We start from the raw sequence: 21,143 nt of genomic DNA on the forward strand, positions 1-21,143 counted from the left end.
TCACTCCACCGTCAGTTCGACGTCCAGGCCGAGGTCCAGGGCCGCCACGGTGTGGGTCAGGGCTCCGACGGAGATGACGTCCACGCCGGTGGCGGCGATCCCTGCGGCGGTAGTGAGGTTGACGTTGCCGCTGGCTTCCACCCGGGCCCGCCCGGCCACGAGGGCCACCCCGGCCTTCAGCTCTTCAATGCTGAAGTTGTCCAGCATGATGGTGTCCACTCCGGCGGCCAGGACAGGTTCGATCTGGTCCATCCGGTCCACTTCCACCTCGAAGTGAGTGGTGTGCCCCAGCTGGGCCTTGGCTGCTGCCAGCAGTTCCGTCAGCCGCGCAGGGTCTCCTCCGGTCATCACGGCGAGGTGGTTGTCCTTGGCCAGGACGGCGTCGGAGAGACTGTACCGGTGGTTGGCGCCGCCGCCGCAGCGCACGGCGAAGCGTTCGAGGATCCGCAGCCCGGGGGTGGTTTTGCGGGTGTCGGTGATCCGGGCGGAGGTGCCCTCCGTCAGCCGGACGAATTCTGCGGTCCTGGTGGCGATGGCGGACATCCGCTGGACGAGGTTCAGGGCCACCCGTTCGGCGAGCAGCACCGAGCGGGCGCGGCCGCTGACCCTCGCAAGGTGCGTGCCGGCGTCGAACATTTCACCGTCGGCCAGCAGCAGTTCCACCTCCGTTTCCGGGTCCACCAGCAGCATGGCGTCCCGGAAGACCGTGGCGCCGCTGAGGACGCCCGGCACGCGGGCATTGAGCACGGCGGTGGCGCGGGCTTCGGCGGGGATCAGCAACTGCGAGGTGATGTCCCCGGCGGGGGCATCCTCGGCGAACGCCCGCTCCAGGATGTCCTGCACCGGCGCGGAGGGCAGCGTCAGGTCCAGCCGGAGAACGCCGGCCCGCACGGGCGCGGTCAGGGCGGTGGTGTCAGTCATGGAGGAGGCTCGCTTTCGGGCGGGTTCGGGAAGGTTCTTCAAGTTCGGCGGTGACACCGGCGGCATCGGCCGGATCATCGCTGCGGTAGTGGGCCCCGAGCGACTCGGCGCGCCGCTGGGCGGCCGCCACGAGCAGCTGCGCGGCGAGCAGCAGGTTCCGGTCTTCATGCAGGTGGCAGTCCATCCCAGCACCAGCAGTGTCAGGACGAACGACGCCGGCCCACCGCCCCAGCGTTTGGGCAGCAGAGTCCAACAGCTCCCCGGAGCGGAGCACCCCGGCCTTGGCAGTCATCAACCGCCGGAGAGCATCCCGCGAGAACGTAGGGTCAGTGCCGTCACCACCATCGTCCCCACCGAAGTTGGCCAGCAGAGTTCCGCCTTCAGCATGCGTTTTGCCCGTATCGCCATCTAAAGCAACAGGGAAGGCAACAGCGCCCGTGGTGGGTTGCCCGACGTCGGCCGAGGGTGTTCCGGAAGCGAGCGTCAAGGGGAGGCCGCCCGCGGCCGAGACAGCGAGCGGAGGAACAGCCTCGGACGGCGCCCCCCAGCCACCGCCATCAGTCGACACCCAGCCACAGTCCCCGGCCAGGAAGTCTTCAACAGCGCGGCGGCCGAAGACAAGTCCCTCAAGGAGGGAGTTGCTGGCCAGCCGGTTTGCTCCTTGGACGCCCGTGCAAGCGACTTCCCCGGCAGCGTAGAGCCCGGGCACGGTGGTGCGGGCGTGGAGGTCGGTGGCGACGCCGCCCATCCAGTAGTGGGCGGCCGGCGCTACGGGGACGAGGTCCTGGGTCCAGTCGATGCCGGCGGCGAGCGTCCGCTGGGTGAGAGTGGGGAACCGCGTGGCCAGGAAGCCCGGACCCTTCGCCTCTTCGACGAGGCGCGCGTCGAGGTAGACGTGGCCGTTGGGGTCGCCGAGCTTGGCCAGGTGCAGGGCGATGCTGCGGGAGACGACGTCGCGCGGGGCGAGTTCGGCGTCGGGGTGGTAGGCCCGCATGAACCGTTTGCCGTTGCCATCAACGAGGATGGCCCCTTCGCCGCGGACGGCTTCGGAGATGAGGAGCGGATCGTGGTCGGGTTCGGGTGCGGTGCCCGGTGCCGAGGTGGCGGCTGGGACCAGGCAGGTGGGGTGGAACTGGAAGAATTCCAGGTCGGCCACTGCTGCCCCTGCGCGGACTGCGAGCGCCAGGCCGTCGGCGGTGGCCACGGCAGGGTTGGTGGTCTGCGCGAACAGTTGGCCCGCCCCCCCGGTGGCCAGCAGGACTGCGTCACCGTGCAGGGTGTGCGTTTGGCCGTTCTGCAGGAACTCCACCCCGTTGACGCGGCCTTCCTGTTGGAGGAGCCCGGTGGCGTGGGCGCCTGTGCGGATTGTCAGGACACCGTCCGCCTGGCGGGCAAGCACGGCATCGATCAGGGCCGCGGCGACCTTCGCGCCGGTAGCGTCCCCGCCCGCGTGCAGGATGCGGGGTGCGGAGTGGGCGGCTTCCAGTCCCAGTGCACGGCCGCCGTCGGCACCGGGATCGAAGCGCAGGCCGAACCGTTCCAGCCCGGCGATGTCCCGGCGTGCCTCCGTGCACATGAGCCGGACTGCCTCTTCGTTGCAGTGCCCCGCTCCCGCCTGAAGGGTGTCGGCGATGTGGGCCGCAACGGTGTCTCCGGGGGCGGGCTCATCCAGTACTGCCGAGATGCCGCCCTGGGCGTACCAGGTGTTGCTTTCGTGCAGCCGGCCTTTGCTCAGCAGCGCCACGTGGGTGCCGGCGCCGGCAGCCAGCAGTGCGGCGTAGAGTCCGGCGATGCCGCTGCCGACGACGATCAGCCGCCGGTGCGCGGACCCGCGGCCGCGGGCCCTGGCGCCGCTGCAGGCCAGGGCGCCGGAATCCGGTTTTACACTGCCTGCAGGGGGAAGCATGATCGGCCGCCTGGACATTACGGCCTGGCGGCGAGCATGCGCTCAAGGGCGGTGCGGGCGTTGTCCTGCACGGAGTCCGCCACCGTGATCCGGTTGACGATCCGCCCGGCGACGAGCTCCTCAAGGACCCATGCCAGGTAGCCCGGGTGGATCCGGTACATGGTGGAGCACGGGCAGATCACCGGGTCGAGGCAGAAGATGGTGTGCTGCGGGTATTCGGCGGCGAGCCGATTAACCATGTTGATTTCAGTGCCGATGGCGAAGGTGGTGGGCTCGGCGGCCGCGGCGATGGCCTTCTGGATGAAGTCGGTGGAGCCGGCCGAATCGGCGGCGTCCACCACTTCCATGGGGCATTCGGGGTGGACAATCACCTGGACGCCGGGAAAGTCTGCCCTGGCCTTCTCGATTTGCGCCACGCTGAAGCGCTTGTGCACGGAGCAGAATCCGTGCCACAGGATGACCCGGGCGTCCAGGAGCGCCTGTTCGTCGTTGCCGCCGAGGTCCTTGCGGGGATTCCACATGGGCATCTGCTCCAGCGGCACGCCCAGTGCCTTGGCGGTGTTGCGGCCCAGGTGCTGGTCGGGGAAGAACAGCACCCGCTGGCCGCGCTGGAAGGCCCATTCAAGGACCGTTTTTGCGTTGGAGGAGGTGCAGACGATGCCCCCGTGCTCGCCGCAGAAAGCCTTCAGGGCTGCGGAGGAATTCATGTAGGTGACGGGGATGACCGGAACCCGGCCTTCGGCGTCGGGCTCTGTTCCGTAGATTTCCTCCAGCTGTTCCCAGCACTCGGCGACGGAGTCGGCGTCGGCCATGTCCGCCATGGAGCAGCCGGCTGCGAGGTTGGGCAGGATGACGGCCTGGTCAGGGGCCGAGAGGATGTCGGCGGTTTCGGCCATGAAGTGGACGCCGCAGAAGACGATGGCTTCCGCGTCCGGCCGGGTGAGGGCTGCGTTGGCAAGCTGGAAGGAGTCGCCCACGAAGTCGGCGTATTGGATGACTTCGTCGCGCTGGTAGAAGTGTCCCAGGATGACGGCGCGGTCCCCCAGCGCTGCCTTGGCGACGAGGATCCGTTGGCCCAGTTCGGCGTCGCTGGCTTGCTTGTACTCCTCGGGAAGCTGCCCCTGGCGGGGGGTCGCGGCGGGGGCCACGTCCGCGCTGGAGGCGCCGGGGCCATAGGCGGGAACGCCGGCGAGCGCCTCGGCGAGGTCGTAGTCCCACGGGCCCTTGGCCAGGGCCGGGCTGCAGGTGGCGCCCGCGGCCGTGGTGCCGTTCTCGGCCTGTTCGCGCGTGATCAGCTGGATTGCTGTGTTGACGCTGCTCATAGTGTGCTCCTGTTGTCTGGGTCGAGGCCGGGCCGGCCGGTAAAGCGGTAGAGGCGGGGAGGGCGGTGTTTGCCGCCCTGGAGGTATTCGCCGGTTTCCTCGATCTCCGGCGTGGATTTGAGCTGACGCCGGAAGTTCGCGGGGTCCAGCTCACGGTCCAGCACAGCCTCGTAGACTTCCCGGACCTGGGCCAGGGTGAAGTACTCCCCCAGCAGGTGGTAGGCCACGGATCCGTAGGCCAGTTTGTTCCGCAGCCGCCAGAGCGCGTAGTCCACGATGGCGTTGTGGTCGAAGGCGAGTTCGCCGAGCCGGTCCGCGCGGAACCAGCGGACGTTCTCTGACTCGTCGGCCAGGGCAGCTTCGGTCGGCTGGACCAATGCCCAGTAGACGATGGAGACCACCCGCTGCGTGGGTGAGCGGTGGAGGCCGCCGAAGGCGTACAGCTGTTCAAGGTAGCTGGGCGCGAGGCCGGTGGTCTCGCGCAGGTTCCGTGATGCAGCGTCCTGCAGTGATTCGGAGTGGCTGAGGGGGCCTCCCGGCAGTGCCCACAGTCCCTTGAACGGCTCCCGGATCCGCCGGACCAGCGGCAGCCAGAGCGTGGGCCGGCCGGAGCTTTCACTGGGCCGCAGCGCGAAGATGACGGTGGAGATGGCAAGTGACGGCGGCGCGGCCTGGCGCTCGGAGACGTTCGCTGAACTCGAGTACATTTCCCACCGCCTTCCGGGCCTGCTGGCCGCCGTTGATCCCACCGAGTTATGGTCAAACTGACCATAACTGATTTTACGGGCAACTGCCCATCAATTGCCAAATATTTCTGCTGCATGCCCGGAGACGGTAAATTCGATAGGTCCCACGAGGAGCCACCATCCATACCCCAAGAAGGTTCAGCAGCACATGACGATGAAGTCCACCCAAGCCCGTCCCCAAGGCCACCTGGGCCACAACATGAAGCCGCGCCAGCTCACCATGATGGGCCTTGGCAGCGCGATCGGCGCCGGCCTCTTCCTGGGCTCGGGCGCCGGAATCCAGGCCGCCGGCCCTGCCGTGCTCATTTCCTACCTGGTGGCCGGCACCCTGATCATCCTGGTGATGTGGGCGCTGGGCGAAATGGCGGCCGCCAACCCGAACAGCGGCGCCTTCTCCGTCTACGCCGAACGGGCACTGGGCAAAACGGCCGGTGCCACCATCGGCTGGCTCTGGTGGCTGCAGCTGGTGGTAGTGATTGCCGCCGAGGCGCTCGGTGCTGCCGGGCTGCTCTTCACGGTCTGGCCAGTGCTCCCCGTCTGGGCGCTCGCGCTCATCTTTATGATGCTGTTCACCGCCATCAACCTGGCGGGGGTCCGGAACTTCGGCGAGTTCGAGTTCTGGTTCGCCATCCTCAAGGTGGTGGCCATCGTCCTGTTCCTGGTGATCGGCGCCGCCCTGCTCCTGGGGCTGCTGCCGGACGTCGCCTCTCCGGGGCTGGCGAACCTGACCTCCGACTTCGCCCCCGCTGGACTGGGCGGGATTGCCGCGGCCCTCTTTGTGGTCATCTTCGCTTTCGGCGGCACGGAAATTGTCTCCGTGGCGGCGGCCGAGACCGAGGACCCGGAACACAGCGTGGGCAAAGCCATCCGGACGGTGGTGTGGCGGATCCTGGTGTTCTACATCGGATCCGTCCTGGTGATCGCCGCCGTCCTGCCCGCCACGTCGGAAAGCCTTGCCTCGCCCTTCGCCGGCGTCCTGGACGCAGCCCGCATCCCCGGTGCCGCCACGGCAATCACCCTGGTGGCCGTCGTCGCGCTTCTCTCGGCACTGAACGCCAACCTCTACGGCGCGTCGCGGATGGTCTACTCGCTTGCAGAACGCGGCGAGGCTCCGGGCTTCCTGACCCGGCTGAGCGGTGCGAACGTGCCGATGCTGGCCGTAGCTGTGTCCGTCGCCTTCGGCTTTGCGGCCACCGTGCTGGAACTGCTCTTCCCGGAGCGCATCCTTCCCGCCCTGTTCCAGCTGGTGGGGTCCACCTGCCTGGTGGTCTGGGGCAGCGCGCTGGTCTCGCAGCTGATCCTGCGGCGCCGGGCTGACCGGGACGGCACTGCCCTGCCGCTGAGGATGAAGGGTTTCCCGGCGCTGACGTATGTGGGGCTCGTCCTGCTGGGCCTGATTTTCGCCGTTGGCTTCAGCGCAGAGGACAGCCGTATCCAGCTGTTCAGCACTTTCGCGCTGATTGCGGGGATCGCCGCGGCTTGTGCGGTGGGCGCCCGGCTCACCGCCCGGAGGCACCAGCCTAAGTAAATAGCGCCCAGTGTCGTTACGAACGCCCGGAACGGCACTTGCGCTACCCGGTTTGGCCGGTGCGTGCGGGAAATCCGCCGCGGATCGAGCGGGCCTTCCGGCAGGTAGAGTAAATCCCGAAGCACGAGGTTCCGATGCGCCGGGTCTCCCAGGGCGCCGTAGTTGATGAGGACTGACACCATGAGCGGCAGGCACACCGGCGAACAGCATTCGCACACCGTGGAGGGCACGGACCCCCAGCTGTATGTGGCGGTGCAGGACCCCGCCGTGGACGCCGGACTGCGGCCGGTCCTGCTGCTGCACGGCTTCTCGTCGTCCAGCAAACTCAACTGGGAGGACACCGGCTGGGCGGCCGCGCTGCTCGACGCCGGCCGCCGCATCATTATGGTGGACCTGCCCGGGCACGGCCGCAGCGGCGCCCCGGAGGACCGCGACTCCTACTCGCCCAGCCGGATCCGCGCGGACCTGCTGCAGGTAGCGTTCGACGCCGGAGTGCGGCCTTTGCAGGCCGGTGACCCTGCCAGCGGCCTGGACGTTGTGGGTTATTCCCTGGGTTCGCGGCTCGCCTGGGAGTTCGCCGCCACCCAGCCGGAGCTGGTGCACCGCATTGTCCTGGGCGGGCCGAACACCGCTGACCCGCTGGCGGAGTTCGACCTCGTGGCCGCACAGGACTACCTGGCGGACGGGACTCCCATCGCCGACGAGTCCACGGCCAGGCTCCTCAAAATGGCGCTGCTGCTGCCAAGCAACAACATCTTCGCCCTGTTGTCGCTGGTGGAGGCCATCAAAGCCGAACCCTACGACCCCGCCGAAGCGGTTCCGCACGTCCCGATGCTTCTGGTGGCCGGGGACCAGGACGAGCGCGTGGGCAGCCTGCCGAAACTCGCCGGACTCGCACAGGGCGCCGGCGCCATGGCCGAACAGCTGACGCTGCCGGGGCGCAACCACACCAACGCCGTGACCAGCCGCGCCTTCAAACAGGCAGCCATTTCCTTCCTGGCCGTCTGATCCGTCGGAAGCAATTCCCGCCCGCCGGGACCCCTCCTGCCGTCCGGCCCACGGCGGTAGGCTGAAAGCGGGGGCTGGAACAGCCGGGAGGGCCACATGGATATGCGTTTCGAAGACCGCACCGAGGCCGGCGAGCGGCTGGCTGCAGTCCTGACGCAATTCCGGGAGCGGCCCGGGACCGTTGTCCTTGGCCTTGCCCGCGGCGGGATCCCGGTCGCGGCGGCAGCAGCCAAGGCCCTCTACCTTCCGCTGGGGGCCGTCCTGGTACGCAAACTCGGCATTCCCGGGCACGAGGAAACGGCGTACGGTGCCTTGGCATGGGCCCGCGGCCGGACTGTCCGCCTGCTCAATAAACCACTGCTGGACCGGGTCCTGGAACACGGCGTCCGCCGGGAACTCCTTGACGAGGTGGAGAAGCGCGAGCGCGGGGAACTGCTCCGCCGCGTGGACCTCTACCCCGGAACGGAGCACGGGGTTTCCGGCAAAACGGTCCTGCTGATCGACGACGGACTCGCCACCGGCGCCACCATGAGGGCCGCCGTCGAGGCCGTCCGCGAAGGTGGTGCCGGCACCGTGGTGGCCGCCGCGCCCGTGGGCTCCATAGAAGCGGAAGCCTCGGTGGAGCGCGTGTGTGACGCCGTGATGTGCCTGCATCTGCCGGGCAAGTTCCGCGCGGTGGGCAGTTTCTACCGGCACTTTGAACAGCTCACGGACGACGACGCCATCCGCTTCCTGAAGCAGTAACCCCATGACGACGGCGGGCCCGGACCTTTGTGGTCCAGGCCCGCCGCTGCCTAAGGGGACGGTGGGAACTAGTGGTGGCTGACGCCGAGCGGGCGCCCCTTGGTTTCCTTGGCCAGCAGCACACCGATGGCTGAGATGACGCACAGGACCATGATGTAGATACCGATGGACCCTGCCCATTTGGTGGCCTGCAGGAGGGTTTCGGCGATGGTTGCGGCGAACGCCCCGCCCAGGATGGCGCCGAAGGCGTAGCCGATGGAGATGCCGGAGTACCTCACATTGGCCGGGAACATCTCCGCGTACATCGCGGACATGGGTCCATAGGACAGTCCAAGGCCGATGGTCAGGACGAACAGAGCAACGCCGTACAGCCAGATGTTCCTGGTGTCGATCAGTGCAAACATGGGGATCATCCAGGCGAAAACAATCGCGTAGCCGGTGAGGAACGTCCTGACCCGGCCGATGCGGTCAGAGAGCCACCCGCCCACCAGCGTAAAGATCAGCCAGCCAAAGGACGCAAGCGTCGTGGCCAGGAGAACCTGGGGCGTGGGCATCTGCAAGGACCTGGTGGCGTAGGAGATAAAGAACGCGATGAGCAGGTACCCGGCGGCATTGTTGCCGATGAAAATCATGGTGGAGTACAGGACCGGCTTTTTGTGGCTCCGGACCAGTTCACCCAGGGGCGCTTTGCTTTCCTGCTTCCGCGCGGCCATCTCCTGGAAGACCGGGCTTTCCGCGACCGCCCGCCGGATCAGGTAACCCACCACGATGAGGACGATGGAGAGCAGGAACGGCACCCGCCAGCCCCAGGCCGCGAAGTCTTCCTTGGACATGCTGCTGTTGAGGAAGAAGAGCAGGCCCGTGGCGAGGATCATCCCCACCGGCACACCGATCTGGGGGTAGGCGCCGAAGAGGCCGCGCTTGTTCAGGGGTGCGTGTTCCACGGCCATCAGAGCCGCGCCGCCCCATTCGCCGCCTGCCGAGAATCCCTGGACGACCCGAAGGAGGATCAGCAGGACCGGCGCCCAGGCGCCGATCTGGGCATAGGTGGGCAGCATGCCGATCAGGGCGGTGGCGGCGCCCATCATCACCAGGGTGAAGACGAGCATCGCCTTGCGTCCCAGCCGGTCGCCCAGGTGACCTGCCACCACGGCGCCCAGCGGCCGGAACAGGAAGCTGATGCCGATCAGGGCGAAGGAAAGGATCTGTGCCAGGCCTGGGTTGGACTGGTTCAGCGGTGCCAGGAACAGCGGCGACAGCAGTGTTGCTGTCAGCTGGGCAAAGATGAAGAAGTCGTACCATTCGATGGTGGTGCCGACCAGGGTGCCGGCCAGGACTTTGCGTTCCTCGCGCCGGGTGCTGGGCCCGGAGAGAGTATCCACCTTGGAAGGTGTGGTCATTGAAACTCCATTGTTCATTGGCAGCGGGGCTGCGGACGCCTTAAGGATTACCGACAGAACGGTCAGTTAGTTAGTAGGGTACTACGAAAATGTGAGCCAGGGCACGCATTCCTGGCAATTTGATGTTCATGGCTTGCTCCCCGCAAAGCGGGAGCCGCGCCTGGAGGCGGGGTGCCACGAGTTCCATATGCGAACAGACGCTTCGCTATCCGGATGCCGCCGCCTAGGATGGACACCATGACTTCCACCGCTGCTGCCCCCGCCGGACCTGCGCCGGCGCCGGCTTCGCCCTCCCAGACGCTGTCGCGGGGCATCCGCGCCCTGGAAATCCTGGCAGCGGCCCCCGGCCCGCTGACCATTGCCGAACTTGCCGACGCCATGGGTGTCCACCGCTCCGTGGCTTACCGGATCCTGCGCACCCTGGAAGACCACTCCCTGCTGGTCCGGGACGACGCCGGGCGGGTCCAGCCCGGTCCCGGCCTTGCTGTCCTGGCGCGCGGTGTTTCCAGAAACCTGCAGAGCGCGGCCCTTCCCGAACTGACGCAGTTGGCCAACACTTTGGACATGACAGCTTTCGTGGCGCTGTGGGACCACCACGACTGCATCACCCTGGTCACCGTGGAGCCCAGGCACTCCGGGGCCACGGTGGCGCAGCACCCCGGCACCCGGCATCCCATCAACGCCGGCGCACCCGGCATCGCCATCCAGTCGGCGCTGACCGAAGCGGAGTGGGACCGCCTCGAGACCGGCGTCGCGTACCGGCCGGAGGCTGCCGAGGCCCGGCGCACCGGATACTCCGCCAGCCACGACGAAGTCATCGCGGGCGTCTCCTCACTGGCGGCACCGGTCCGGGTTCCGGGCGGACGCCCGGCAGCGCTCGCCGTCGTCTACATCCGATCGGCCCACGATCCCGCGGTAGTGGGCGCGGCGCTGGCGGAAAGTGCGGCGAGAATCGAGCGGCAGCTCGCGTAAGACGCGGCCGCTCACACCCAGTTCAGGCGCGGCGTCGTTGAAGTACGACGGCGGCCCCGGCACCCAGGAGGGCCAGGGCACCTGCCGCGCAGGCGGGGACGAGGAATGCCGCCGCGTAGCCATGATCCTGGGCGAGCCGGCCACCCACGGCTGAACCGATTGCGGTCCCCGCTACGATGCCGCTGGCCAGGGCAGTCATCACAACCCCCAGCCGCTCCGCAGGGGCCACCACCCCGCCGACAGCAAAGACGGTGACCATCACCGGCCCTACCGGGGCCCCGAGGATCAGCAGCACCACCACCATGGACCCCAGTGACGCAGGCACCAGCAGGAGTACGGCCAGCGCTGCCATCAGCACAGCAGACACCACCCAACGCCAGGACAGGCCGAACTGCTGCGGCCAGTAGGCAACAGAGAGGGCGGCCGCGGCGGAGCTGAGCCCCATCACGGCATACAGCAGCCCGGCGATTTCAGAACTCGCGAAGTGCGCGGAAAAGGAGCTCAAGGCCGCCTGGGTGGAGCCAAAAAATGTGCCCATGCAGACCATGGCCGCCACCGGGACGGCGACGGCGGCGGGCACCCTGTGCGCACCCCCTTGTCCGGCCGTTACTTGCCCATCCGTTACTTGCCCATCCGTTCGCTGGCCGGCCGGCAGAGCCGGGCGTTGCCGTCCGGCGGCAGCCGGGCGCCGGATTCCTCGGACTGCCCGGTGGGTGGGGTGCGCCGCGAAAGCGGGCACCAGCGTGATGGTCATGGCTGCAGCCAGTGCAAGCGGCAGCCAGGGCGCCAGGAGGCTTGCCAGGATTCCCACGAGGGCCGGGCCCAGCACAAAGGTGATTTCATCGGCGGTGCTCTCGTAGGACAGAGCCGTGTCGAGGTCGCGCCTGTTATCGGGCGCGCTCCCCTGTGAGGTCATTGCCATCCACCGCACCCGGGCCAGGGGTCCCACCTGGGGGCAGCTGGCTCCGGAGAGGAACGCGGCGGCCAGCACCCCGGCAGCCACACGTCCGTCAGCGGGACTCCCAGGCGTTCCCAGGACAGCGGCGGCGAGGATCAGCGCAACCACCGCCACGGTGTTGAGGGCAGCCGCGGAGAGCAGCACGGGACGCTGGCCGCGCCTGTCCGCCAGGGTTCCCAGGACCAGGGCGCCCAGTGCAGAGCCGATGCCAACAGCGCCAGCCGCCGTGCCGCCCAGGGCGTAGGAACCGCTGTTCGACGTGACCAGGGTCAGGGTTCCCACCGTGAGCATGGCCAGAGGCAGGCGGGCGAAGAGGCCCAAGGGGATAAAACTGCGGCCGGCAAGGTGCGGGAGCCTGGCGAACCGGCTGCCGGAAACGCCGTCCGGGCCACCGGAAGGGCCGGCGGCACCCGGGGGAAGATCCTTGGTGGCCGGTACATTCGGCGAAGGCTGGTGGGGAGAAAGGGAGGTCGAAGGTTTCAATTCCGGGCTCGTTCAGTCGTTGCGCATCGTCCCTCCTCCCGATGCGCTGAACCCGGTAACTGTCCCAGTATATCGGCCGTTTCCTGGCTACGGGGTTGCCGTGACCGGGCCTGCCTTCCGGGTCAGGCCGGGACGTCCAGGGCTTCGGAGATCCGCAGCGTGGACCCGTTGCGCCCCTTGAGCACCTGGAGCTGCATGCCGATCCGCTGCTTCATCTCCGCCACATGGCTGACCAGGCCCACCACCCGGCCGCCGTCCCGCAGGCCTTCGAGGGCGTCCATCACCTGTTCCAGGGACTGTTCATCCAGGCTCCCGAATCCCTCATCAACAAAGAGCGTCTCAATTTCCACGCCACCGGACTCCTGCTGGACAACGTCGGCCAGTCCGAGTGCCAGGGACAGCGACGCCATAAACGACTCGCCGCCGGAGAGCGTGGACGTGTCCCGGTGGTAGCCGGTCCATTGGTCCACCACTTCCAGGCCCAACCCTGACTTGGCGCCGCGTGCCGCTTTCGCGTCGCTGTGCTGCAGGAGGTAGCGTCCGTCACTCATGGCCACCAGCCGTTCCGAGGCGGCCAGGGCCACCTGCTCCAGGCGTGCTGCGAGGACATAGCTGTTCAGGCTCATACGGTAGGTGTTCTCTCCCCGGCCGGCTGCCGCATCCGCCAGGCCGGCGAGCATCCGGGCGCGGGCGGCGGGGCCCCGGGAGGAGCCGGCGAGTTCGTTGAAACCGGCAGCGATGGCTGTCAAAGATTCAAGGCAGCGCGCTGCCAGGCCGACGGCCACCTCGGCGTCCCGTGCTTCCTGCAGGGCAGTGGCAGCAGCTGCCTGCAGGGCGGGCAGCCGCTGGTGGTCCACCTCAATCCCGGCCTCCGCTTCCTCCAAGGCGAGCACCACCTCGTCCGAGGCGAACAGTTCGGCCACCCGGGCTGCCTCATCCTGGGCGGACCGTATGCCGGCTGCGAGTTCGGCCGCCTCGTTGCCCGGCAGCAGGTGTGCACGGGCTTCCTCCGCAGAAGCGAAGCCTGCCTGGGGCAGCGCCAGTTCCAGCTGCTCCCGGGCTTCCGCGGACTGAACCCTGGCCGTGGCAAGACCAGACTGGGCTTCTACGGCTTTGTTCAGCATCGCGGCCGCGTTTTCCAGTGCCCGCAAACGCTGGGCAAGGTTGCGGTGTCCTGCCCTCAGCCCGGCCAGCGCCTGGTCCAGCGACGACGACTGTTCGGCGAGGTCAGCCAGGGACGATACCACTGTTGCGAGCTCGGCCTCAGCACTGGCCCGGGACGCCTGGGCTGCGGCGATGCCCGTTTCAAGGGCCTCAAGCCTCGACCGTGCGGCAGCGAGTTCGGCCACTGCCTGTTCGGCATCGGCTGCGGCCCGGCGTGCTTCCTCAGCCCCGCTGACGGCCTCTTCCATCGCGGTCCCGCCGCCTTGGCCGGCCAGGACCGCCACCAGCTGGTTTGCCTCGGCCAGCTGCTGGCCGGCACGGGCGAACTCGGCGTCGGCAGACTCATACAACTGATGCGCAGCTTCCTCTTCCTGTTCCAGCCCCGAGCCGCCTCCTCCGCCTGCCGCCGGCGAAGGGTGATCAAGGCTGCCGCATACCGGGCACTCTTCCCCGCCCACCAGCTTGGCGGCGAGCTCAGCTGCGGCATTGGCCAGTCGCTGCTCCCGCACATCGAGCCAGCGCTGTTTGAGCTCCAGCTGATTTCCCCGTGTGCGGTCGTGTTCCAGATGTGCCGCATCCCGCTGTGCCACGGCTGCAGCGTAGCGCCGGACCACGTCCAGCAGTTCCACTGCGGCCGTTGCTTCCTTCGTGCGCAGAGCGGCCGCCCCTGCCCGGACTTCAAGGGTTTCCAGCCCGGAAGTGAGGTGCGCCCGCTCGTCGAAAAGGGCCTGGACGCGACCGTCCAGTCCGGTATTGGCTGACTTGAGTTCCTGCTGTTTTCCTGTCAACTGCCGGTGCTTTGACCGGAGCGTCTTGAGGCGGTCTTCGTCGGGAAGCCTCGCCTCCACAACGGCCAGGAGGGAACGAAGCCGGTTCAACTCATCCGCGGCGCCGGGAAACAGCGCCGGTCCGCTGTCCTCATCAGCGGCAGGGTGGCCGGAACCCAGGTCCAGCTGCGCGAGTTCCGGGTCTTCGTCGGCGGCGAGGCGAAGCAGTGTGAACGCCGATTCCATCGCCTCAGCTGCCCGCCGGACTTTGGCAGCGCCCGCGTCCACGCTGCGCAATTGCCCGGCAAGAACTTCCGCCTGGCGGTGCCGGCCAAGCCGAAGGCTCAGGTCCTCGACCCGCGGCAGGGCGTCCTGCACGGCGGCCTGCCTTGCTGTTGCCTCCTCCAGCCTGCGGTGACGGTCCCGGAGCGCAGCCTCCGCTTCAACGGCCCGCCTGCACTCCTGGTTTGCCGACTCTGCGGCCAACGCCAGCTTCGAAAGTTCACTCTTGCGTTCAGCAGCAGCTTCCACCAGCCACTCAAGGCGCGCCGCCCTGGGGTCCAACGCCGGTTCATCCGCCGCTGCGGCGTCCCCGGCCGGCCCGTCAGTGTCCCCGAGCTGCAGCGTTGCCGCTTCCGACTCCGCCCGGGCCGCCAGGAGTTCAAGCTGGCTGTTGAGGGCGGCCACTTCCTCCTTTGCTGCCTGTGCCTGCCGGGAGAGTTCCTGCTCCACGGCTTCGAAACGCTCAGTGCCGAAGAGTTTCTGCAGGAGTTCCAGCCGGTCTGTGGCCTTGGAGCGCAGGAAGGCGGCAAAATCGCCCTGCGGCAGCATCACTACGCGGGTGAATTGCTCACGGTCCATCCCCAGCAGGGCGAGGATCTCTGCCCCCGCTTCGTCATTGCGGGCGGACTTCTCCACCCATGCTCCGTCAACGCGTTCACGCAGGAGGGTTTTGGCCTGCTGGGTAGTGAACCCGTTTTTCCCCCGCGCGCTGGGCTTTTCCCAGGCGGGCGAGCGGGTGACCTCGAAACGGCGGCCCTGGGCGGAGAATTCACAACTCACGGCGGGTTCCTGGCCGGGCTCGGCGTGGTCGCTGCGGAGCCGTTTTCCGTCCTGGCGTGCTCCCGGCACTGAACCGTACAGCGCAAAGCAGATGGCGTCGAGCACGCTGGTTTTACCCGCGCCGGTGGGTCCGTTCAACAGGAACAGGCCATGGGCGCTGAGGGTGTCGAAGTCGATCTCCTCCGTACCGGCAAAGGGACCGAAACCGGAGATGCGGAGGCGGTGGATCCTCACAGCGAAGCCTCCTGCAGCCGGACGTTCTCCAGTGCGGCTGCGAGCGCCGCCTTTTCGGCGCCATCCGGGGTCCGTCCGCGCACGTGCTCCAGGAAGCCGCAGCACACGGCGTGGTCGTCCGGTGCTTCAGCCAGCCTGCTGCTGTAGGTGGAGGAGTTGCTTGCGGCGGCGCCCTGGGGATCGAAGGCGAGGACCAGGGTGTCCGGGAACCGTGTGCGGAGCTGGTCCATGGCCCGGGCGGGACGCTGGGGGTCGGTGAGGGTCACCTGGCAGTAGGCGGTTTCAGCCCATGAATGTTGGGGCGACTCAAGCAGTTCGGACAGGGGCCCCCGGAGCACGGCCAGTGTGCGCGGGGCGTCCCACAGGATTTCCTGGACCCCGTTCACACCGCCGGCATCAATGTCGATGAGCCAGGCGCCCTTCTGGTGCGACGCTTCCGAGAAGGAGTAGGCGATCGGCGATCCCGAGTACCGGACCCGGGGCGAGAGGGACTGGCGCCCATGCAGGTGGCCGAGGGCCGTGTAGCTAAAGCCGTCGAAGAGGTCCAGCGGCACTGCTCCCACCCCACCGATGCTGAGGTCGCGTTCGCTGTCCGAGCTGATCCCGCCGCTGGCAAACGTGTGCGCCAGCACCACCGAATGGACAGTTGCCGAAGCAGAGCGCCGTTCAATGTCCTGCCGGATCAGTTCTGTTGCCGCCCGGGTCACCTCGAAGTGGCTGGCAGCCTGGACGCCCAGCTGGTCGGCCACAAGCCGCGGCTCAAGCCACGGGATACCGTAAATGGCCACCACGGCTCCGTCTGCACTGGAACCGTCTTTGGCAGCCGCGCTTCCGGCCGGAAGCAGCAGTGGCTGGTCCAGGCTGTCCAGCCGGGTCCGCAGGTGTACCCCGCCACGCTCCAGCAAGCGCGAAGCGAATCCCAGGCGGATGGCGGAGTCGTGGTTGCCGCTGGTCAGCACCACCTGGGCTCCTGCGGACGTCAGCCGGACCAGGGCGTCGTCCAGGAGGTGCACCACATCGACTCCCGGCAGTGCGCGGTCGTAGACGTCCCCCGCGATGAGGACAACGTCCACGGCATGCCGGTCAACGGCATCCACGAGCTGGTCCACAAAGGCCCGCTGCGCAGCCAGCATCCCGACGCCGTGGAAAGACCGGCCCAGATGCCAGTCCGATGTGTGAAGTAACCTCATGGTTCTAAGCTATCGGCTGCCACTGACAGTTCCGGAAACCGCCGCAGCTGCCGGGATCCCGGCAGGGTCAGCCGCGCCTGCCGTCGAAGAATTCCTGTGCTTCGCTGGCTTCATTTTTTGTGGCCTTTGCGGCAGGCTCTTCCACCGTGTCCCCGGTCGGCTCATCAATCGGCGCCTCACCGTCATCGTCCGCACCGGCAACCAGGGTTTCTCCGGACGCGGCAGGACCTCCGCTGAAACTCCGGAACGCCAGCCCGGCGATGACCGCACCCGCCAGAGGAGCCACAACGAACACCCAGAGCTGCTCAAGAGCCCAGCCGGAGCTGAAGACTGCGGAGCCAATGGCCCGTGCAGGGTTGAAGGGCAGGTTTCCCACGGACAGCCCCAGCTGCAGCAGAACGGCGAAGGTCAGGCCAACAGCTACCGGTGCCGCGGAACGTCCATTGCTGTCCCGCCGGGCTGTCCCCAGGAAGACGGCGGTGATGATCGCGGCCCCGATCATCTCCAGCAGCAACACTGCTGCCAGCGGCGCCTGGATGATCGAATGCTCGCCGAAGCCCGCCGTCACCGTATCGAATGCCGCCCGGCTGTCCGCGATCCCGGGCAGCGTGCGCAGGACGCCATACAGGGCGAGCGCAGCCACCAGGGCACCGGCCAGCTGCGCTCCGGCATAGGCGGCGGCAGAGCCCGCGCGGATCCGGCCGGCCACCAGGTGGGCGGCCGTGATGGCCGGATTGAAATGGCCTCCCGAGACACGCCCGAAAGCAAGCATGGCCGCGGTCACGGCAAGCCCGGCAGCAAGTGCCGCAGGCAGCGGGCTGGACTGCGGGATGCTGAACAGCGGCACGCCGAGTCCGGCGAAGGCCAGGAAGAAGCTGCCGAACGCCTCGGCGACAAGCCGCGGCAGAAGCCTCGACTCCACTGCTTCAGCAAGGGAAGGCTCAAGTGCATCGTGACGGGCCGGAACGGGCGTGCTCATGGTGGTGACCTCAGAGGTAGGCAAAGGGGAAAGTCGCGGTCAGGCAACCCGGACATTATTCCAGCGCAGGCTGTGCGTTCGCTGGACAGCGGTCCCATACCGGACCAACAGCGGCGGCCGCCGGCGTCAGGCAACTGACGACGTCCACGGTAAATTTACAACCATGAGTATCGAGCCGGACGCTTCGCCACCCTCCCTCAAGTCCCGTATCCACGGATCCCTGCTCGGTGGCGCGCTCGGGGACTCCCTGGGCTACACCGTGGAGTTCGACACCATCGAGCAAATCCGTGCCCGCTACGGCGCGGCAGGCCTGCGGGGCTTCGAAGACCTCACCGGCACCAGCCACTTCTCCGACGACACCCAGATGACGCTTTACACGGTGGACGCCCTGGTGGAGGCACTGGAGTGGGCGAACTCAGGTGTCGGGGCGGACGTCAACGCCTGCCTGTGGCTCGCCTACCTTCGCTGGCTTGCCACGCAGGGGGAAACGGCGCCGCCGTCGGCACCGGTCCCCCAGCCGCGCTGGATCGATGGCCAGCAGGTGCTGCGCCAGCGCCGTCATCCCGGCAAAGCATGCATCTCCGGACTCGCCACCGGGGAAATGGGCACCGCCGCACGTCCCGTGAACCCCGGTTCGAAGGGCTGCGGGACGGTGATGCGCTCGGCCCCGTTCGGACTTATCCCGCATATCACGCCCGACGCCGTCTATAAGCTGAGTGCCGACGCCGCCTCGCTCACGCACGGCCACCCGTCAGCCCGCCAGAGCGCGGGGACATTCAGCTTCCTCATCCACCGCCTGGTGGCCGGCGACGGGCTTGCCGAGGCAGCAACCAGGGCACTGGCCCAGGCTGCCGGACTCGATGGCGTGGCGCCTGAGCTGCCGGAACGGCTGGAGGCCGCCTTCCTGCTGGCGGGCAAGGGCATTGTGACGCCGGAGGAACTGGTCCAGGCACTCGGCGAGGGCTGGGTCGCTGAGGAAGCATTCGCCGTCGCGCTTTACGCTGTGCTGGCCTCGCTCCCCGATGGCGCGGCGGCAGATCCTGTGCAGCACTTCCGCGATGCAGTGGCCTTGGCCATCAACCACAGCGGCGACAGCGATTCCACCGGCTCCATTGCTGGAAACATCCTCGGCGCCTACTACGGCGAGGCCTGTTTGCCCCCGGAATGGCTTGCGTCGCTGGAAGGACAGGACGTGATCCGCGGCATGGCCGATCAACTGGTAAAGGTCACGACCGGCGAAGGCTGATGTTGTTGCAGGCCTCGCAGACGTCCTCCGGAATCAGCCCGCGCCGCTGCAGAAACCCGAAGATTACGCAGCCAAAGCAGAAGCCGGCGAACGCTTCCAGCGACGCCGCCACGATCAGCAGGCCCAGCACAGCCCAGGCGGCAGGGGCAGCGCCGGCCGCGAAAAGGACCAGTGCCGCGGTGGAGACAACAGCCCCCATGCCCTGGGCAAAGCGTTTGGGCGGCCCGGGAACCAGCTTCACCCGCCCCAGCCGGGGAGTGATGACTTTCACGGACAGCAATGCCAGGGGCGAGATCCGGGGTCCGAAAAGCACGCGGAGCCAGAACCCGGCGGCGATGGCCAGCAGGCCCCATCCGGATCCGGCCGCCACCGTCACGAGCGCCAGCACTACCACCAGCCCTGCCGTCACGCGGGCAGCATACTCGTTCACGGGATTGGGGAAGGCAAAAAGGGTGCGCATGAGGCAAGGCTAGGGTGCGGCCGACGCCGGGCGGAAAGTTTGTTGCGCCGCGTGAACACGGGCGCGTGGCAGCTCAGGCGCTGACGGCTCCGGCGAAACTGCCCACCATCTGCAGGAACTCGCCCTCGGAGAGAACCTCGATTGTTTGTCCCCGCTCGTGGAGTTCCAGCACCCGCCGGGCCTTGCCGGTGAGCCTGCCCGAGCGCAGGTCCGAGGCCACAAAGCCGTCCCCCACCACAAGGACCGTGGTGCGCCCCGTGACGCGGCTCTCCGGCCGGGCGCCGAAATCGGCAGTCCGCTGCTTCGCTTCGGGCCGGCCGATGGAAAGCTGGCCGGTGAAGACGACCGTCTGGCCGTAGAGCGGGTGCCCGGGCTCGGCAAGAGGGTTGGGTTCGGGGTTGGCGCCCTCTTCCGGCCAGCCGCCCTGGAACTGCCGGACCAGCCCGGCGCCGCTGCCCGCCGCGCTGGACAGGGCAGCGAGACTGGGCTTGGACAACGTATCCCGTGCGGGATCGAACGCCTCCTGGCGGGGCATCACGAGTCCCAGTGAAAGGTAGAGTTCGGCGATGCTGTTCGCCCCGTTGCGGCCGGCGATGTCGATCAGGATACCCGCGCAGGCACGGGCGTCCTCGGCGGCGTCGTGATGCTTGACCAGGGGAACCCCGGCCTCTTCCGCGGCAAAGGGCAGGGAATTGGACACCAGGGAGTAGCAGCGCCGGGACAGCATGACGGTACAGACGTAGTCGTAGGCCGGCCCGGGGAGCCCCGACACTTCCAGGCCGGAGCGGATCACACCCAGGTCGAAGGCGGCGTTGTGTGCAGCCAGGATGTCAGCACCAATAAAGGCGCCGATCTCCGGGAAGAGCTCACCAAAGCGGGGCCTGCCTGCGACATCGGCCGCGGTAATGCCGTGGATGCGGACGTTGTGGTAGTCGAAGTGGTCGTGGCTGGCCGGCGGACGCATCAGCCATGAGGCTTCCTCGACTACCTTGCCGCCCCGGACTTTCGTCAGGCCCACCGAACACGGTGAGCCCCGGAATCCGTTCGCAGTCTCAAAGTCGATCGCCGTAAAGTCCAAACCCACGGGCCCCACCTTACCGCCGGACCCGGCCCTTCCCGTGTCGCCGCGGCGGCCCTGTCGCGGAGATCACCCACCCGATGCCGGCGGCGGGGCCAGGGGGCGTACTAATCAGTGCGACCTGCGCCCCGCAGCCTGTCAAGTACCCTTGAAGGGTGAACTTTCCTGTGATGAACGACTTCGCTGTGTCCATGCTGGGCGGTGCGGGACCGGTGCAGCCACAGCTGGCATCCTTCCTCCCCGACTGGCTGAACCCCCAGGTCTTCCTGGCCGATCCTGCCCTGGCACCCTGGGTGGTCCTGCTCGTATGCGGCATCGTCTTCGCGGAAACCGGGCTGCTGGTGGGCTTCTTCCTGCCGGGAGACTCAATGCTCTTCACCGCGGGCCTGCTGGTGGCCACCGACACCATCAAGTTCAACGTCTTCCTCTTCGCGCTGCTGATCATCGGTTCGGCCATCATCGGCAACCAGACCGGCTACCTGATCGGATCCAAGGCAGGCCCGGCCATCTTCAACAAGCCGAATTCACGCCTCTTCAAGCGCGAGAACGTTGAGAACGCCCACGCCTTCTTCGAAAAGCACGGCGGCAAGGCGCTGATTCTGGCCCGCTTCGTCCCGATCATCAGGACGTTCGTCCCGGTCATTGTGGGTGTGGCCCAGATGAGCAAGAAGAAGTTCTTCCTCTACAACGTCATCGGCGCGGTCCTCTGGGGCGGCGGCGTCACGCTCCTGGGCTACGTGCTGGGCGACCGTGTGCCGTGGGTCCGGGACAACCTGGACATCATCTTCATCGCCATCGTCCTGGTCTCGGTCCTGCCCATCGGCGTGGAAGTGCTGCGAGGTATGTCAGCCAAGCGGCAGGCCAAGGCCTATGGCACCGACCCGGTGGACGAATTCATCGAGGAGCACGCTCCCGAGGACGAGCACAAGACGCCGCGCCACCCGTAACCCCCACGGGCAGGAGTTTTTGTCCGGA

General features: G+C 67.7%; 17 protein-coding genes. 6 read left to right on the top strand and 11 right to left on the bottom strand.

Features of this window, described 5'->3' with window-relative positions; all coding sequences use genetic code 11:
* From nadC to BACI348_RS12950, 4 genes are read right to left on the bottom strand one after another with little or no spacing between them, the layout of a single operon-like run.
* Positions 1–921: a carboxylating nicotinate-nucleotide diphosphorylase gene (gene nadC, locus BACI348_RS12935; RefSeq protein ID WP_159826382.1), complete on the bottom strand. Its 921-nt coding sequence runs from the start codon at positions 919–921 to the stop codon at positions 1–3.
* The gene (nadB, locus tag BACI348_RS12940) at positions 914–2,827 is read right to left on the bottom strand and encodes an L-aspartate oxidase (protein WP_159826383.1); all 1,914 of its coding nucleotides are present in this window, start codon (positions 2,825–2,827) and stop codon (positions 914–916) included. The genes nadC and nadB overlap by 8 nt, the downstream gene beginning before the upstream one ends.
* 17 nt (positions 2,828–2,844) lie before the next feature.
* Positions 2,845–4,149 carry a quinolinate synthase NadA gene (gene nadA, locus BACI348_RS12945; RefSeq protein ID WP_159826384.1) on the bottom strand — a complete coding sequence of 435 codons (1,305 nt, stop codon included), beginning with the start codon at positions 4,147–4,149 and terminating at the stop codon, positions 2,845–2,847.
* Positions 4,146–4,856: an NUDIX hydrolase gene (locus BACI348_RS12950; protein ID WP_159826385.1), complete on the bottom strand. Its 711-nt coding sequence runs from the start codon at positions 4,854–4,856 to the stop codon at positions 4,146–4,148. Before BACI348_RS12950 ends, nadA begins: the two co-directional genes overlap by 4 nt.
* Before the next feature lie 187 nt (positions 4,857–5,043).
* On the opposite strand from BACI348_RS12950, the gene BACI348_RS12955 reads away from it, so the two are divergent.
* The 3 genes from BACI348_RS12955 (at position 5,044) to BACI348_RS12965 (ending at position 8,175) form a co-directional block, all read left to right on the top strand.
* Complete coding sequence (locus BACI348_RS12955) at positions 5,044–6,423, top strand: amino acid permease (protein WP_159826386.1); 1,380 nt, start codon at positions 5,044–5,046, stop codon at positions 6,421–6,423.
* Between the two features lie 180 nt (positions 6,424–6,603).
* The gene (locus BACI348_RS12960; protein WP_159826387.1) at positions 6,604–7,431 is read left to right on the top strand and encodes an alpha/beta fold hydrolase; all 828 of its coding nucleotides are present in this window, start codon (positions 6,604–6,606) and stop codon (positions 7,429–7,431) included.
* Between the two features lie 96 nt (positions 7,432–7,527).
* Complete coding sequence (locus tag BACI348_RS12965) at positions 7,528–8,175, top strand: phosphoribosyltransferase (protein ID WP_159826388.1); 648 nt, start codon at positions 7,528–7,530, stop codon at positions 8,173–8,175.
* A gap of 68 nt (positions 8,176–8,243) precedes the next feature.
* Here BACI348_RS12965 and BACI348_RS12970 read toward each other — a convergent pair whose 3' ends face one another.
* Entirely contained in the window at positions 8,244–9,575 is a 1,332-nt protein-coding gene (locus tag BACI348_RS12970; RefSeq protein ID WP_159826389.1) for an MFS transporter, read from the bottom strand.
* A 237-nt stretch (positions 9,576–9,812) separates the two neighbouring features.
* Here BACI348_RS12970 and BACI348_RS12975 point away from each other — a divergent pair, with 237 nt between their 5' ends.
* The gene (locus BACI348_RS12975) at positions 9,813–10,547 is read left to right on the top strand and encodes an IclR family transcriptional regulator (protein ID WP_159826390.1); all 735 of its coding nucleotides are present in this window, start codon (positions 9,813–9,815) and stop codon (positions 10,545–10,547) included.
* Between the two features lie 22 nt (positions 10,548–10,569).
* Here BACI348_RS12975 and BACI348_RS12980 read toward each other — a convergent pair whose 3' ends face one another.
* The 4 genes from BACI348_RS12980 to BACI348_RS12995 all read right to left on the bottom strand — a co-directional run bounded on the left by BACI348_RS12980 (position 10,570) and on the right by BACI348_RS12995 (position 17,384).
* Positions 10,570–11,988 (bottom strand): MFS transporter, encoded by a 1,419-nt coding sequence (locus BACI348_RS12980; RefSeq protein ID WP_159826392.1) that lies wholly within the window; start codon positions 11,986–11,988, stop codon positions 10,570–10,572.
* Positions 11,989–12,110: 122 nt separating this feature from the next.
* Complete coding sequence (locus tag BACI348_RS12985; RefSeq protein WP_159826394.1) at positions 12,111–15,215, bottom strand: AAA family ATPase; 3,105 nt, start codon at positions 15,213–15,215, stop codon at positions 12,111–12,113.
* Positions 15,212–16,405, bottom strand: a complete 1,194-nt coding sequence (locus BACI348_RS12990; RefSeq protein ID WP_159826396.1) for an exonuclease SbcCD subunit D — start codon at positions 16,403–16,405, stop codon at positions 15,212–15,214. The genes BACI348_RS12985 and BACI348_RS12990 overlap by 4 nt, the downstream gene beginning before the upstream one ends.
* 67 nt (positions 16,406–16,472) lie before the next feature.
* Positions 16,473–17,384: an aquaporin gene (locus BACI348_RS12995; protein WP_159826398.1), complete on the bottom strand. Its 912-nt coding sequence runs from the start codon at positions 17,382–17,384 to the stop codon at positions 16,473–16,475.
* 163 nt (positions 17,385–17,547) lie between these two features.
* On the opposite strand from BACI348_RS12995, the gene BACI348_RS13000 reads away from it, so the two are divergent.
* The gene (locus BACI348_RS13000) at positions 17,548–18,630 is read left to right on the top strand and encodes an ADP-ribosylglycohydrolase family protein (RefSeq protein WP_159826400.1); all 1,083 of its coding nucleotides are present in this window, start codon (positions 17,548–17,550) and stop codon (positions 18,628–18,630) included.
* Here the strand turns inward: BACI348_RS13000 and BACI348_RS13005 are convergent.
* Positions 18,611–19,090 carry a DUF4395 domain-containing protein gene (locus BACI348_RS13005; protein ID WP_159826402.1) on the bottom strand — a complete coding sequence of 160 codons (480 nt, stop codon included), beginning with the start codon at positions 19,088–19,090 and terminating at the stop codon, positions 18,611–18,613. The genes BACI348_RS13000 and BACI348_RS13005 overlap by 20 nt on opposite strands.
* A gap of 73 nt (positions 19,091–19,163) precedes the next feature.
* On the bottom strand, positions 19,164–20,174 hold the full coding sequence (locus BACI348_RS13010; RefSeq protein WP_159826404.1) for a 3'-5' exonuclease: 1,011 nt from the start codon (positions 20,172–20,174) through the stop codon (positions 19,164–19,166).
* Positions 20,175–20,338: 164 nt separating this feature from the next.
* On the opposite strand from BACI348_RS13010, the gene BACI348_RS13015 reads away from it, so the two are divergent.
* Positions 20,339–21,115 (top strand): VTT domain-containing protein, encoded by a 777-nt coding sequence (locus BACI348_RS13015; protein ID WP_159830087.1) that lies wholly within the window; start codon positions 20,339–20,341, stop codon positions 21,113–21,115.
* The last annotated feature ends 28 nt before the right edge of the window (positions 21,116–21,143 follow it).

Source organism: Arthrobacter sp. 9AX, from assembly GCF_902506095.1.
Lineage (GTDB): Bacteria > Actinomycetota > Actinomycetes > Actinomycetales > Micrococcaceae > Arthrobacter.